This is a genomic window from Inquilinus ginsengisoli, assembly GCF_031453975.1.
In the GTDB taxonomy this organism is placed as follows: Bacteria; Pseudomonadota; Alphaproteobacteria; order DSM-16000; family Inquilinaceae; genus Inquilinus; species Inquilinus ginsengisoli_A.
On sequence record NZ_JAVDPW010000022.1, the window covers coordinates 1 to 13,018 of the forward strand.

Here is a 13,018-nt window from a genome sequence, read left to right on the forward strand (position 1 = left end):
ATTGTCCTCGCCGACGTAGTCGTCCACGCAGTCCGGCAGTAGCGTGATCTGACGACGGTCCTGACCCTCGACGAAACGCTTCACGCCTACCCCCCGCTCAGCCCTTGGGCAGTGTATCAGACCGCAGTCTTTTCACACGGCCTGGACCCTGAGCCGCCACAAGGCGGCCGGCGATCACAGTGATTGCCGGGAGAAACGGTGCGATACGACGACCAATCGAACCAATGGCCCTAGTTCGGCTGCGGCAACAAGGAGGTGACGGAGGCCATAAGGTCCTCCGGAGTGTATGGTTTGGGAAGGAACACGGCGCCCTCAACCATCAACGCCTGCATTCCATCTGTCATTGCCTGCCCGGAGGTGTACAGGACCTTCAACTCCGGTCGCCGTTCGCGAGCCGTTTTGGCGAGAACAAATCCGTCCGGCTCCATTCCGAAATTGATATCAGTGAAAAGAAGATCGATCGACGCTTCGCTCTCGATAAGCGCAAGAGCCTCGACGCCATTGTGTGCGGTCAAGGTTGAGTGTCCGAGCGCGGCGACAAAACCTTCCGCTAACACCAGGATTGTAGGTTCATCCTCTGCAATCAATGTCGTTGTCATCCGGGAGCCCCTCCTGAGTGGCCCGAGTAACAACGCGCTGGGCAAGCCATCGTGCCGCCAGAGCGTGCGGTCGAGCAGCGAGAGCACGCGCCTGTGATCCAAATGTCGCACTTCCGCTTTCCGCCGGTTCCGGTCGGCTAACCGAACGGCGGGCGGCCCGAAACCCGCCGTCATGTTCGCCCCTCAGGAAGCGGAGCTGATCGCACTGGCCCCATGCCGGTCAGATCTGCGCGATTGATCTATCGCTTTCAAATTGAGCCTAATTGGCTTGTGCGAAACGGTGTCCTCAATTTTTTCTACGAAATAATGTGCTGATTTCAGCAATCTAACTGTCAAGACATGAAGAAGCGTCAGACAGCCCGTGCCCGGGTCCGACGAAGCCGTGTTGCGGAGGTTGTGATGTTCCGTGCAGACGAATAATGTGGGGCCGTTAGTGGGATAGCTTCCATAGAGCGGAAGAAGCGGTGGACCGATTAGAAGCGATGTCGATCGTGCTGCTTACGGTCGAAAAGGGGAGCCTGACGGCCGCTGCGAAAGCACTGAACATGCCGCTGCCGACAATCAGCCGAAAGGTGAGTCAGCTCGAAGCCCATCTCGGGACGAAGCTGCTGCAGCGTTCGACCCGAAAGCTCACGCTAACCGACGCAGGCCAGAACTACGTCGAGGGCGTCAAACGGATCATGGAGGAAATTGAGGAAGTTGAAAGGACGGCATCCGGTGAGTACACTACGCCGCGGGGTGAGCTTGTGCTGACAGCGCCCGTGCTGTTCGGCCAGATGTATATTCTCCCGATAGTCACTGACTTTCTCGCCGCCTACCCCGAAATCAATGTCCGGCTTCTTCTGTCGGATCAAAATCTTCATCTGTACGACGAGCACGTCGACATGGCGGTTCGCCTTGGCGCGCTGCCGGACAGCACTATGATCGCGACCCGCGTTGGCTCCATGGACACCCTGGTATGTGCCTCGCCAGAGCTGCTTGCAGTTCATGGCGTGCCGAAGCACCCGAGGGAGCTGGAGAAGTTCCCCTGCGTGATTTTCGCCGGGCCGGCCACCACGAGCTGGTCTTTCCGAGATCCGGCCAGCGAGCGCGAGTTCGGCGTCAACATCATCCCCCGGCTGTCGGTGACGACGGCAGAAGCCGCAGTTCAAGCAGCGCTCCGCCGCACGGGTCTGACTAGAGTCTATCGCTATCACTGCGCCGATGCTCTCCGCGCGGGAACGCTTGTCCATGTCCTGCAGGATTTCGACGTTGAGCCGATCCCCGTTCATCTCGTGCATGCCGCACGCGGTTTGCTGCCCCAAAAAATGCGGGTCTTTCTGGATTTCGCCGCCAGCCAATTGCGGGCCGCCCTGTCGACGCTGGGCGACGGTCCGGCGATCTGAACCGGACTATTTCGCGACGCCTCGCCCTGGGACGGCTTCTCAACCGTTAGGCAGTTTGCTCCGGCACCTCGGTGCTTCCACCACCAACGAGCTCGCTTCTTCCACACCACGGAAGTAACACTCTCAATAACAGCGCATTATTATTCCTCGCAAAACCCCGCATCTTCCTCCTCACCGAAGCCGTTGTGGCCCGGTTCTAAGGAGAAAGACCATGACCCGCATCGCCGTCCCTACCATCGAAGAAGCTCCCGCCAAGTCCCAGCCGATCCTCCAGAACTATGTGAAGGTCCTCGGCCTGGTCCCCAACTTCTTCGCGATGATCTCGCAGTCGCCGGACGCCTTGAAGGCGATCGCCGACATGCACGCCGCCCTGGGCAAGAGCCTCGGCCACAAGACCCGCGAACGCATCCACGTGATGACGGCCGAAGTCAACGGTTGCAATTACTGCCTGTCGGCCCACACCTTCCTCGGTGGCAAGCTGCAGGGCTTAACCGCAGAAGACATGGAGCTCAACCGCGAGGGCCACTCGACGGACCCGCAAGCGGACGCCGCGCTGCAGTTCGCCTACAAGGTCGCCAAAAACCGCGGTCACATCGAGGACGCCGATGTGCAGGCTGTGCGCGCCGCCGGTTTCACCGACGCGCAGATCGTCGATATCGTCGCCGAGACCGCGTTCAGCTTCATCACCAACATTTTCAACAACACCTTCAAGACCGACATCGACTCTGTCTTCCCACCGCTCCAGACCAAGAAGGCGGTGGCCTGAATGGCAGATGGGCCGGATGCAAAGTGGCCCGTCCGGCCCACCTCCTCGACACCTATTCGTTCCTAGCCGGGCAATGGACATTGCGCAATTGATGATCCTGGCCGGACTATATCAGGGTACCCATTTCGCCGGGCGGCGCCTCCGGATCGAAGAAGTTCGCGAGGTCCCTAAACGTATGAAGAGGGGATCGACCCGCCTCCTGCCCTCGGGTCCGCTTTTCGGGAGCTCGCCTTGGCGGCGGGGTCAGGCCGGACGAGGTGTGCCACCACCTCGTCCGGCCGCTCTGCGGTCAGTGATGCTACAGTATCGACGATCTTAACTGATCATAATGCCTAACATCAATCAAAAAGACGTGTTATGGTGCCCAGCAACGAGATATCTGTTGAGCAATGCCGGGGCGCTCGCGCCATGCTTGGATGGAGCCAGACCAAACTCGCTGAAGAAGCACGCGTTGCTCGCCAGACGATCGTGGACTTCGAGCGGGGTGCACGTACGCCGTTTCCCAATAACAAGGCCGCTATCCGAGCTGCACTGGAGGCAGCTGGGATCGAGTTCATCCCGGAGAATGGCGGCGGATCCGGGGTGCGGTTGAAGAAGTCGAGCTCCAGCGCCTAGAGGCGCTTCTGCCGCCGAGGGCCCGCCCTTCCCGCCCCGGACGGTCTCGGTGGATTGATTCGCCCGCCTCCCGGGCGCAGCTCTGTTGCCGAGGACTCATTGGCACGGGTAGAGCGATGCCGGAGGTGATGAATCGCTGTCGAGATGATGTTGTGACGGTCGCTGACCGCCGCGGACCGTCGCGAGGACCGCATGAGTGAACGTCGCGTTGAGATAGCAGCAAGGTTGCCCCTGGTATTCGGGTTGCCGGGTCCGGAGGCGGCGGCCGCGGTCGGCATCAGCGCATCGAAGTTCAAGGAGATGGTCGTCGACAAGCGCATGCCGCGCCCGCGCAGGATTGACGGCAGGCTCGTCTGGGATGTCGACGAACTGCGCGACGCGTTCAAAGCCCTGCCGCATGAAGGCGGCGGCGATGAAGAGGACACCTGGGCCGACTTCCGATGACCACTGTGCGGTTGCGCTACATCAACCGGTTTAAGGACCGGCACGGCAAAGAGCGGCACTACTTCCGGCCGCCCGGCGGCGTCGCAGTTCCGCTGCCGGGGAGGCCCGGCTCGCCGGAGTACATCGCCGCCTACTACGAGGCGGCCAAGCACTTAGCCCCCAAGGAGCCAGGCAAAAATATGCGGGGTAAGCCGGGCACGTTCGACCGGCTGGCATTCGAATACTACAACACGACCGCGTTCAAGATGCAGAAGCCCGACACCCGGCGCGCCGTTCGCGGGATCATCGACGCTTTCGTCAAAGAGCACGGCCACCGGCTCGTGGCGCAAATGCGCTACGAAGACGCCGAGAAGATCATCTCGGGGAAATCCGAAACGCCGGCCGCCGCGAACAATCTGCTGAAGCGTCTCCGCGCTCTGATGAAGTTAGCGATCCGATTGAAGTGGCGGACGGACGATCCGACGCGGGAGATCGCGTTCTTCCCGTCCGGCACCTTCCACACCTGGACCGAGGAGGAGCTGGCGGCCTACGAACGGCGGTGGCCGGTCGGGACGATGGAGCGGACCGCCTTCGCCCTCGCGCTCTACACTGGCCAACGCAAGAGCGACATCGTGAAGATGCGCTGGAGCGACTACAACGAAACGGCCGGCACGATAACCCTTGCACAGAAGAAGACGGACCAGGAGGCCAAGGACGAGAGCATCGTCATCCCGGTCCATCCCCATCTCCGCGAAGCGCTTCGGTCCACACCGCGCTGCCACACAGTGATTCTCACGACGCAGTACGGACAGCCGTTCACGTCGAACGGGTTCGGCAACTGGATGGCCGACAAGATCGGCGCCTCCGGCGTGCCGGATCGCTGCGTCCTACACGGCCTCCGGAAGGCGGCCGCGCGCCGGCTCGCCGAAGCCGGATGCAGCACGATGGAGATCATGTCGATCACCGGACATAAGTCGATCAAGGAGGTCGAGCGCTACGTGGCCGCAGCCCGGCAGAAGCTCCTCGCGAAGGCCGCCGTGAGCAAGATGACCGAGCATCTGGCGGGCAAGGAGTTACAAACCTTACCAGCCAAATCTACAAACCCTCCTTTAAGTCAACTGCTTAGCATGGGGAATGGTGAGCCGGGTGGGACTCGAACCCACGACCAGGGGCTTAAAAGGCCTCTGCTCTACCGACTGAGCTACCGGCTCACACGGCCCGCCCGGGCTGGTCCCGGGCAGGCGCGGCGCACATTAGGGAGGCCCCGCCCGACGGTCAACACCCGGCAAGGCCTTGGTCGGCATGAATTCCGCCCTACTCCTTCGGCAGCCCGCGCGAGAACTGCTCGTTCAGGCGCTTGGCCACCAGCGGGCTGACGAAGGGGGCGATGTCACCGCCCAGCCGCCCGATCTCCTTGACGAAGCGCGAGGAGATGAACTGGTAGCGGTCCGACGCCATCAGGAACACCGTCTCGATCACCGGATTGATCTTGGCGTTCATCCCGGCCATCTGGAATTCGTACTCGAAATCCGACACGGCGCGCAGGCCGCGGACCACCGTGGTGGCCCCGACCGAGGCGGCGAAGTGCATCAGCAGGACGTCGAAGGAGCGGACCTCGATCGAGATGCCCTGCGCCACCAGCGGCGCCACGTCGGCCCGCACCAGCTCGACCCGCTCGTCGGTCGAGAACAACGGGCCTTTGCCGTCGTTGCGGGCGACGGCTACGACCAGGTGATCGACGATCCTGGTCGCCCGCTGGATGATGTCCATATGGCCCTTGGTGATCGGGTCGAACGTGCCGGGATAGACCCCGGTGCGAGACTTGGCCATAGGTCCGTCTTTCCTTATGCGCCGTCGCCGCCCGACGCGGCGTCACCCTGTTCATCCCCCGCGGCGCCGTCTTCCCCGGTCGCGTCGGTTTCGACTCCGTCCTCGTCGTTCTCTTCCGGCACCGCAGCGACCGAGACGACATGTTCGCCGTCGGCCACGTTGAACAGCCGCACGCCCATGGTCTTGCGCGCCGCGATCCGGACATCGGCGACCGGGCAGCGGATCAGCTGGCCGCCATCGGTCACCAGGATGATCTCCTGGTTCTGCGAGATCGGGAAGCAGGCGGTCACGGCGGTGTTCTTCTCGCCCATCGCCATGGTCCAGATGCCTTTGCCGCCGCGGCCGGTGATGCGGTAGCCATAGGCCGAGCTGAGCTTGCCGAAGCCTTGCTCGCTGACGGTCAGGATGAACTCCTCCACCCCTTCCAGAGCGGCGAAGCGTGCGGGATCGAGGTCGTGCTCCTCCACCGCCTGGCTGTCCTCGCCGTCGGTCTCTTCGCCTTCGGCGCGGCGCGCGGCATTGGCCATGCGCAGGTAGTTCGCGCGCTCGTCCGGCGTGGCGTTGAGATGGTGCAGGATCGAGATCGAGATGACGCGGTCGTCATCGCCCAGGCGGATGCCGCGCACCCCGGTCGAATCGCGGCCCTTGAAGACGCGGACGTCGGTGACCGGGAAGCGGATGCACATGCCGACATGGGTGGCCAGCAGCACATCCTGGTCGTCGCTGCAGACCTTGACGCCGATCAGGCTGTCGCCCTCGTCCAGCTTCATCGCGATCTTGCCGTTGCGATTGATGCTGGTGAAGTCGGCCAGGCTGTTGCGGCGCACGCCGCCGCTGGCGGTCGCGAACATGACGTACAACTGGTCCCAGGTGCTCTCGTCCTCCGGCAACGGCATGACCGTCGAGATGGTCTCGCCCTGCTCCAGCGGCAGCATGTTGACCAGCGCCTTGCCGCGCGCCTGCGGCGTGCCGATCGGCAGGCGGTAGACCTTCATCTTGTAGACGATGCCGCGGCTGGAGAAGAACAGCATCGGCGTGTGGGTGTTGGCGACGAACAGGTCGGAGACGAAATCCTCCTCCTTCGTCGCCATGCCGGAACGGCCCTTGCCGCCGCGGCGCTGCGCCCGGTAGGTCGACAGCGGCACGCGCTTGATGTAGCCGCCGTTCGAGACGGTGACGACCATGTCCTCGCGCTGGATCAGGTCCTCGATGTCGGCCTCGAATTCGAGATCGAGGATCTCGGTCTTCCGCGGCGTGGCGAACTGCTCTTTGATCTCGGCCAGCTCGTCGCGCAGGATCTGCAGCAGCTTCTCGCGGCTGGCCAGGATGGCGAGGTATTCCTGGATCTCGGCGACGATGGCGCGCAGGTCGTCGCCGATCTTGTCGCGCTCCAGCCCGGTCAGGCGGTGCAGGCGCAGGTCGAGGATGGCACGGGCCTGCAGCTCGGACAGCCGGTAGGTGCCGTCCTCGGCCAGCGGGCGGCCGGGTTCGTCGACCAGCGCGATCAGCGGCGCGATCTCGCCGGCCGGCCACGCCGTGGCCATCAGCTCCTCGCGCGCGGCCTGCGGGTCGGCGGCGCGGCGGATCAGCTCGATCACCCGGTCGATGTTGACCACGGCGGTGGCAAGACCGACCAGGACATGGGCGCGGTCGCGGGCGCGGGTCAGCAGGAAGCGGGTGCGCCGGGTGATCACCTCCTCACGGAAGGCGATGAAGGCATCGATGATCTGCCTGAGGTTCAGCAGTTCCGGCCGGCCGCCGTTCAGCGCCAGCATGTTGACGCCGAACGAGGTCTGCAGCGGCGTGTAGCGGTACAGCTGGTTCAGCACGACATCGGCATTGGCGTCGCGCTTCAGCTCGACCACGATGCGCACGCCATCGCGATCGCTTTCGTCGCGCAGTTCGGAGATGCCCTCGACGATCTTGTCGTTGACGACCTCGGCGATGCGCTCCATCAGCCGCGACTTGTTCACCTGGAACGGGATCTCGGTGAAGATGATCCCTTCACGGTCCTTGCGGATCTCCTCGATCGAGGACTTCGCCCGCATCACCACGCTGCCGCGGCCGGTGGTGAAGGCCGAGCGGATGCCGGACCGGCCCAGGATGCTGGCGCCGGTCGGGAAGTCCGGGCCCTGGACGATCAGGTTCAGGTCCTCGGAACTCAGGCCGGCATCGGCGATCACCGCCAGGCAGGCGTCGATCACCTCGCCCAGATTGTGCGGCGGGATGTTGGTGGCCATGCCGACGGCGATGCCGCCGGCGCCGTTGACCAGCAGGTTCGGGAAGCGCGACGGCAGCACCGTCGGTTCGGACTGGGTCTCGTCGTAGTTCGGCTGGAAATCGACGGTTTCCTTGTCGATGTCGTCCAGCATCGCCTCGGCGGCCTTGGCCAGGCGCGCCTCGGTGTAGCGCATCGCCGCCGCCGGATCGCCGTCCATCGACCCGAAATTGCCCTGCCCCTGGATCAGGGGCAGCCGCATCGAGAAATCCTGCGCCATGCGGACCATGGCTTCGTAGATCGACGAGTCGCCATGCGGGTGATACTTACCCATGACGTCGCCGACCACGCGGGCCGACTTCTTGAACGGCTTGGTCGAATCGTAGCCGCCCTCCTTCATCGCGAACAGGATGCGGCGATGGACGGGCTTCAAGCCGTCGCGGACATCCGGCAAGGCACGGGAGACGATCACGCTCATCGCGTAGTCGAGGTAGGAGCGTTTCATCTCCTCCTCGATCGTCACCGGGGTGATGTCGAAGTGGGGCGGCGTAACAGGACGATCGGTCAAAGCACTGTCCGGACTGGCGAAAGGACGCGCCCGGGCAGCCTGCCGGGCGCGGCGAAGCTAGCACGTTTCCGCAGATGCGAACAATCAGATCGCCACCCGGAACGAGGCGGCGGACCGGGGTCGCGGGAGGGCTCCCCAGCGGCTTGGGAATCCTCAGGATTCCCAAGCAGAAGCGAGGCCCCTACCCCGCCGCGGCCACCGCCCGCGCGTCCCGCCGGGCCAGGAGGTGGAAGCGCGAGGCCAGCAGCGAGACCGAGACCACGCTGGCGATCAGGATCGCCTCGAACAGCCCATGGGCGCCGCGGCCGAGATGGACGCCGAGCAGCCAGCCCAGCGGCGTCATCACCACGATGTAGGAGACGGTGTGCAGCAGCGTCGGCGTCAGCACGTCGCCGCGGCCGCGCAGGGCGTTGGCCACCACCACCTGGCCGCCATCGACCACCAGGATAAAGGTCGCGACCAGGATCACCGGCACCAGCAGCGGGATCAGCGCCGGGTCGTTGGTGTAGGCTTCGGCGATCGGCCTCGCCCCGAACCACAGCACCGCCCCGAACAGCGCCATGGCGACCGAGTTGACACCGAGCCCGACCCAGCCGGCCAGCACCATGTCCTTGAGGTCGCGCCGTCCATGGGCGACGCCGACCCGCACCGCGGTGGCGGCGCCGAGGCCGAGCGCCACCATGAAGATCAGCGAGATCAGGTTGAGGCCGATCGAATAGGCGGCCAGCGGCAGGGTGCCGAGCAGCCCGGCGAAGAAGGTCAGCGCGGTGAAGGCCCCCGCCTCGAGGAAGATGCTGGCGCCGCCGCCATAGCCGAGCCGGCGCTGCTGCGCCCATTCGCGCCAACGCCAGCCCTGCCAGTGCCGCACGCCGAAGCCCGCATGACCGGGCATGATCCAGACGTAGCCCACCAGGCAGAGGGCCAGGAAGATGCGCGACGCCGTGCTGGCCCAGGCGGCGCCGTCCGCGCCCAGCGCGGGAAAGCCGAGATTGCCGAACACCAGCAGCCAATTGACCAGGGCGTTCAGCACATTGGCGGCGATCATCGCCACCATGCCGGGCAGCGGCCGCTTCAGCCCCTCGAGGAAGAAGGCGGTGACGGTGTAGACCGCCGCCGCCGGTACGCCCCAGCCGAGGATGACGGCGATCTCGGCGCCCGCCTTCGACAGCTCCGGCGTCTGCCCGGTCAGGATCAGCACCGGCTCCATGAAATGGCATGCCACCGCCATCACCAGGCTGAAGGCGCCGCCATAGATCAGGGAGCGGTGCCAGACGGCGCCGCACTCCTCCGGCCGGTTGCGGCCGAGCGCGTTGGCGGTCATCACCAGAGTGCCCAACACCAGCCCGGTGCCGGTGGCCATCATCAGGCCGATCGCGGCGTTGGCGATGGAGAGATGGGCCAGGTCGTCGCTGCCGTAGCGGCCGACGAAGATGGTGTCGACCAGGGCCATGAACAGCAGCCCGGCGCGGGCGACGATCACCGGCAACGCCAGGCGCAGCAGTTCGAGGACATGACGCCGGACCCGGGCGCGCAGCCAGCTCTCGCCCGGTCGAATCGGAACTTGGTACATCGCCGGACCCCTTCCTCCCCAGGGCCGGCACCCTAGCAGCAGCGGCGGGCGGAATTCAGCCATTGCGAATGCCGTGCCTGCCATGCGGCGGCACCGGCCGGACTGAACAAAAACGTACAGATACTCTCCAGATTTATCGAATGACGTACGTCAGCGTTCGGCCCCATCTTCCCTGTCGAGACCACAGCGAGAGGGATCGGGCCATAGCTGCGAGGCCAGGAAAAAGCGGGACGCCGCGGCAAGTCTCCTGACACCAGGCTGTCAGGAGAGGGCGCGTAATCTACCAGCATCGAAGCCCCGCCCCCGAGGGTTCGCACCGGAGACAAGCCGATGGCATTCCTCACCGAAGTGGTGATTTTCCGGGCCAAGCTCGGCCGTGCCGTCGAGACGGTGACGGCGCTGACCGATGGCCCGGTTTCGGCCATCGCCGGACGGGATGCCGACATCGATATCGTGTCGGTGCGGAAGATGGTTCCGGCGGCCTCATGCCCGACACTGACAGCTTCAAGGAGAGCGTGATGACCACGGTTACTCTGCGCGCACCGCTGCGCCCCCGCCCCGCCGGACTTCTGGAACGGCTGTGGCGCCGGCTGGCGGGCGGCCCGGGCCTTCCCAAGCGGCGGGCGACCGGACGGCCCGCGCGGCTGCGGCTGGAGGCGCTGAGCGACGACGCCCTTCGCGACCTCGGCCTGCCGCCCCTGCGTTGAGCCCGCCCTACTCCGCCACCCTGACCAGGAGCTTGCCGAAATTCTCGCCGCGGAACAGGCGCAGGAAGGTCTTCGGCGCGGTCTCCAGCCCCTCGGCGACATCCTCGCGGTAGCGCAGTTGCCCATCGCGGATCCAGCCGGAGACGTCGCGCAGGAAGGCGGCCTGCTGGTCGGCGAAGTCGCTGACGATGAAGCCGCGCAGGGTCAGGCGCTTCGAAAGCACCTCGCGCATCAGCGACGGCACCAGGTTGGGCCCCGGCGGCAGGCCGGTGGCGTTGTACTGGGCGATCAGCCCGCAGACCGGGATGCGGGCGAAGGGGTTGAACAGCGGCCGCACCGCCTCGAACACGGCGCCGCCGACATTCTCGAAATAGACGTCGATGCCGTCGGGCACGGCCGCGGCCAGGCGTGCGGCGAAGTCCGACGCCTGGTGGTCGACGGCGGCGTCGAAGCCCAGCTCCCCGGTCAGATAGGCGCATTTGCGGTCGCCGCCGGCGATGCCGACCACCCGGGCGCCCTTGATCCGGGCGATCTGGCCGACTACGGATCCGACCGCGCCGGAGGCAGCCGAGACCACCACGGTCTCGCCCGGCTTGGGCTGGCCGATGGTGAGCAGGCCCGTATAGGCGGTCATCCCGGGCATGCCGAGCACGCCGACCGCGGTCGAGATCGGGGCCAGCGACGGGTCGACCTTGCGCAGGCCGGTGCCATCCGACACCGCATAATCCTGCCAGCCGGTGCGGCCCTCGACGATGTCGCCCACGGCGAAGCCGGGATGGTTCGAGGCCAGCACGCGGCTGACCGCGCCGCCGACCATGACCTGGCCGATCTCCACCGGGGTGGCGTAGGATTTCGCGTCGCTCATCCGGCCGCGCATATAGGGGTCGAGCGACAGCCACAGCGTGCGCAGCAGCAGATGGCCGGGGCCGGCCGTCGGCACCGCCTCCTCCACCAGCCGGAAATCGGCCTCCTGCGGCTCTCCCACCGGCCGCGCGGCCAACAGGATCCGGCGATTCACATCGGTGCTCATCTCAGCATCCCTCAACAACGGTTGCGCGGAGCTAAGCACCATTCACGCGCCGACTGAAGGGCTTTCCACGGAAACAACCAGCTGAACCCGTTGAACACCAGCTACGGTCTACACCCCAGGCGCGCCGCGGATGAAGACGGTGACGGTGACGACCAGGAGGCCGAACGCCAGGGCCGGGCCGAACGGCCGCATCTCGCGCCACTTCACGCCGCGCCACGGCGCCAGCGCCAGGGTCGCGGCCAGCGCCGCCACGCTGGCCAGGACCAGCACGATCAGGCTGCCCTGGACCCCGACCCACAGGCTGGCAGCGGTCAGGAATTTGAGGTCGCCCCAGCCGATCCGGGCGTGGCGGTCGATCTTCTGCATCAGCCAGGCGGTGCCGGCCAGGAGCAGGAAGGTGACCACGCCGGCTCCCACTGTGAAACCCAGTGTCTGGAGCGTCGGACTCCGAACCAACGCCTGTGCCAAGCCGACAACACCCAGCGCCAGGTTGCAGAGATTCGGAATCCTGCTCTCTCGCAGGTCGATCACGACGACCGGCAGCAAGAGCAGGACCAGAAGGCCCAGCGCGATGAAGTCAAGTCCTGCCATCAATAGCCACCGTTGGAGACGATAGCGGTTACCGTCGGAGTTTGGGTCGGCACGGGAATCAGGCCGCCGATGACCGAGAAGTCGTGGCTCGACAGATCATAGGTCACGCTCACCTGGAACAGATTTGCCGCCGGCCCCTGCGCCGGGGTGATCGTGACCTTGCTGATGTCCAGCAAGGTCGCGTAGCCGTCGATGATCGTCTGTGCCGTTGTCCGGGCCAGCGTGCTTCTTTCGGTGAAGGACATGCCGGCGATAGAGGCCCGAGCCGCCTCCGCCGCCGCTTGGTTGATCGCTAGCCAGGCGCCGAAATAAAGCCCATAGACGATGACGCCGAGCGAGACGATGAGAAAAAGCGGCGCCAACAGCGCGAATTCCACCGCCACCATCCCGCCGTCGCCGGATGCACCGGCGGGCGATCGGCCGCCCGCCGGTGCATTCGATTCCGGGACGCGTGGCGTGTCGCGTCCGGCCACGACCTCAGCCAAAGCATCGCATTCCGGACGCATCGCCACTGCCATCTCCTGCACCTCGATCAGGGAGCCAGGATATTGGTGAACGCCGTCTTCAGTGCCGGTTCAAAGGCGGCGAACACGACAACGAGTGCCGCGGCAATGAGACCGCCGAGAACCGCATATTCCACCGCCGTGATGCCCGCATCGTCGCGACCGATACGCTTCAGAGTCTTCGTAACCAACGTCCGCAACATTTATTCCTCC

Annotated in this window: 14 protein-coding genes, 1 tRNA gene and 1 pseudogene; 7 read left to right on the forward strand and 9 right to left on the reverse strand. The window is 65.2% G+C overall.

What is annotated here, in order from left to right; translation table 11 throughout:
• Positions 1-230 precede the first annotated feature (230 nt).
• Entirely contained in the window at positions 231-599 is a 369-nt protein-coding gene (locus E9232_RS35350; protein ID WP_309802163.1) for a response regulator, read from the reverse strand.
• 482 nt (positions 600-1,081) lie between these two features.
• Between E9232_RS35350 and E9232_RS35355 the strand changes: the two genes are divergently transcribed.
• From E9232_RS35355 to E9232_RS35895, 5 genes and pseudogenes are all read left to right on the forward strand, one after another.
• Positions 1,082-1,984, forward strand: a complete 903-nt coding sequence (locus E9232_RS35355) for a LysR family transcriptional regulator (protein ID WP_309802165.1) — start codon at positions 1,082-1,084, stop codon at positions 1,982-1,984.
• Between the two features lie 211 nt (positions 1,985-2,195).
• Complete coding sequence (locus E9232_RS35360) at positions 2,196-2,750, forward strand: carboxymuconolactone decarboxylase family protein (RefSeq protein ID WP_309802167.1); 555 nt, start codon at positions 2,196-2,198, stop codon at positions 2,748-2,750.
• A gap of 408 nt (positions 2,751-3,158) precedes the next feature.
• Entirely contained in the window at positions 3,159-3,365 is a 207-nt protein-coding gene (locus E9232_RS35365) for a helix-turn-helix transcriptional regulator (RefSeq protein WP_309802223.1), read from the forward strand.
• A 192-nt stretch (positions 3,366-3,557) separates the two neighbouring features.
• Positions 3,558-3,809: a hypothetical protein gene (locus E9232_RS35370; RefSeq protein WP_309802169.1), complete on the forward strand. Its 252-nt coding sequence runs from the start codon at positions 3,558-3,560 to the stop codon at positions 3,807-3,809.
• A gap of 419 nt (positions 3,810-4,228) precedes the next feature.
• Positions 4,229-4,789: pseudogene (locus tag E9232_RS35895) on the forward strand (tyrosine-type recombinase/integrase); the annotation flags it as partial.
• A gap of 134 nt (positions 4,790-4,923) precedes the next feature.
• Here the strand turns inward: E9232_RS35895 and E9232_RS35375 are convergent.
• From E9232_RS35375 to E9232_RS35390, 4 genes are all read right to left on the reverse strand, one after another.
• Positions 4,924-4,999, reverse strand: a tRNA-Lys gene (locus E9232_RS35375).
• Between the two features lie 103 nt (positions 5,000-5,102).
• Positions 5,103-5,618, reverse strand: a complete 516-nt coding sequence (gene coaD / locus E9232_RS35380; RefSeq protein WP_309802171.1) for a pantetheine-phosphate adenylyltransferase — start codon at positions 5,616-5,618, stop codon at positions 5,103-5,105.
• A 14-nt stretch (positions 5,619-5,632) separates the two neighbouring features.
• On the reverse strand, positions 5,633-8,404 hold the full coding sequence (gyrA, locus tag E9232_RS35385) for a DNA gyrase subunit A (RefSeq protein ID WP_309802172.1): 2,772 nt from the start codon (positions 8,402-8,404) through the stop codon (positions 5,633-5,635).
• Positions 8,405-8,585: 181 nt separating this feature from the next.
• Positions 8,586-9,974 carry an MATE family efflux transporter gene (locus E9232_RS35390; protein ID WP_309802173.1) on the reverse strand — a complete coding sequence of 463 codons (1,389 nt, stop codon included), beginning with the start codon at positions 9,972-9,974 and terminating at the stop codon, positions 8,586-8,588.
• Between the two features lie 330 nt (positions 9,975-10,304).
• Here E9232_RS35390 and E9232_RS35395 point away from each other — a divergent pair, with 330 nt between their 5' ends.
• Positions 10,305-10,493, forward strand: coding sequence for a hypothetical protein (locus tag E9232_RS35395; protein ID WP_309802174.1), 189 nt, complete (start codon positions 10,305-10,307; stop codon positions 10,491-10,493).
• Complete coding sequence (locus E9232_RS35400) at positions 10,493-10,681, forward strand: hypothetical protein (RefSeq protein ID WP_309802175.1); 189 nt, start codon at positions 10,493-10,495, stop codon at positions 10,679-10,681. The genes E9232_RS35395 and E9232_RS35400 overlap by 1 nt, the downstream gene beginning before the upstream one ends.
• Before the next feature lie 7 nt (positions 10,682-10,688).
• On the opposite strand, the gene curA is transcribed toward E9232_RS35400, so the two are convergent.
• From curA to E9232_RS35420, 4 genes are all read right to left on the reverse strand, one after another.
• Positions 10,689-11,711, reverse strand: coding sequence for an NADPH-dependent curcumin/dihydrocurcumin reductase (gene curA / locus E9232_RS35405; RefSeq protein ID WP_309802176.1), 1,023 nt, complete (start codon positions 11,709-11,711; stop codon positions 10,689-10,691).
• 108 nt (positions 11,712-11,819) lie between these two features.
• Positions 11,820-12,302 carry a prepilin peptidase gene (locus E9232_RS35410; RefSeq protein ID WP_309802178.1) on the reverse strand — a complete coding sequence of 161 codons (483 nt, stop codon included), beginning with the start codon at positions 12,300-12,302 and terminating at the stop codon, positions 11,820-11,822.
• The gene (locus tag E9232_RS35415; protein ID WP_309802224.1) at positions 12,302-12,808 is read right to left on the reverse strand and encodes a TadE family protein; all 507 of its coding nucleotides are present in this window, start codon (positions 12,806-12,808) and stop codon (positions 12,302-12,304) included. The genes E9232_RS35410 and E9232_RS35415 overlap by 1 nt, the downstream gene beginning before the upstream one ends.
• 26 nt (positions 12,809-12,834) lie before the next feature.
• A complete protein-coding gene (locus E9232_RS35420) occupies positions 12,835-13,008 on the reverse strand; it encodes a Flp family type IVb pilin (protein ID WP_309802179.1) in 174 nt (57 codons plus the stop codon).
• Between the last annotated feature and the right edge of the window lie 10 nt (positions 13,009-13,018).

What these genes read in the sequence shown, in the direction of transcription:
- E9232_RS35350 (WP_309802163.1), bottom strand. Translation starts at nt 599, where the DNA reads ATGACAACGACATTGATTGCAGAGGATGAACCTACAATCCTGGTGTTA.
- E9232_RS35355 (WP_309802165.1), top strand. Translation starts at nt 1,082, where the DNA reads ATGTCGATCGTGCTGCTTACGGTCGAAAAGGGGAGCCTGACGGCCGCT.
- E9232_RS35360 (WP_309802167.1), top strand. Translation starts at nt 2,196, where the DNA reads ATGACCCGCATCGCCGTCCCTACCATCGAAGAAGCTCCCGCCAAGTCC.
- E9232_RS35365 (WP_309802223.1), top strand. Translation starts at nt 3,159, where the DNA reads ATGCTTGGATGGAGCCAGACCAAACTCGCTGAAGAAGCACGCGTTGCT.
- E9232_RS35370 (WP_309802169.1), top strand. Translation starts at nt 3,558, where the DNA reads ATGAGTGAACGTCGCGTTGAGATAGCAGCAAGGTTGCCCCTGGTATTC.
- coaD (WP_309802171.1), bottom strand. Translation starts at nt 5,618, where the DNA reads ATGGCCAAGTCTCGCACCGGGGTCTATCCCGGCACGTTCGACCCGATC.
- E9232_RS35390 (WP_309802173.1), bottom strand. Translation starts at nt 9,974, where the DNA reads ATGTACCAAGTTCCGATTCGACCGGGCGAGAGCTGGCTGCGCGCCCGG.
- E9232_RS35395 (WP_309802174.1), top strand. Translation starts at nt 10,305, where the DNA reads ATGGCATTCCTCACCGAAGTGGTGATTTTCCGGGCCAAGCTCGGCCGT.
- E9232_RS35400 (WP_309802175.1), top strand. Translation starts at nt 10,493, where the DNA reads ATGACCACGGTTACTCTGCGCGCACCGCTGCGCCCCCGCCCCGCCGGA.
- curA (WP_309802176.1), bottom strand. Translation starts at nt 11,711, where the DNA reads ATGAGCACCGATGTGAATCGCCGGATCCTGTTGGCCGCGCGGCCGGTG.
- E9232_RS35410 (WP_309802178.1), bottom strand. Translation starts at nt 12,302, where the DNA reads ATGGCAGGACTTGACTTCATCGCGCTGGGCCTTCTGGTCCTGCTCTTG.
- E9232_RS35415 (WP_309802224.1), bottom strand. Translation starts at nt 12,808, where the DNA reads ATGCGTCCGGAATGCGATGCTTTGGCTGAGGTCGTGGCCGGACGCGAC.
- E9232_RS35420 (WP_309802179.1), bottom strand. Translation starts at nt 13,008, where the DNA reads ATGTTGCGGACGTTGGTTACGAAGACTCTGAAGCGTATCGGTCGCGAC.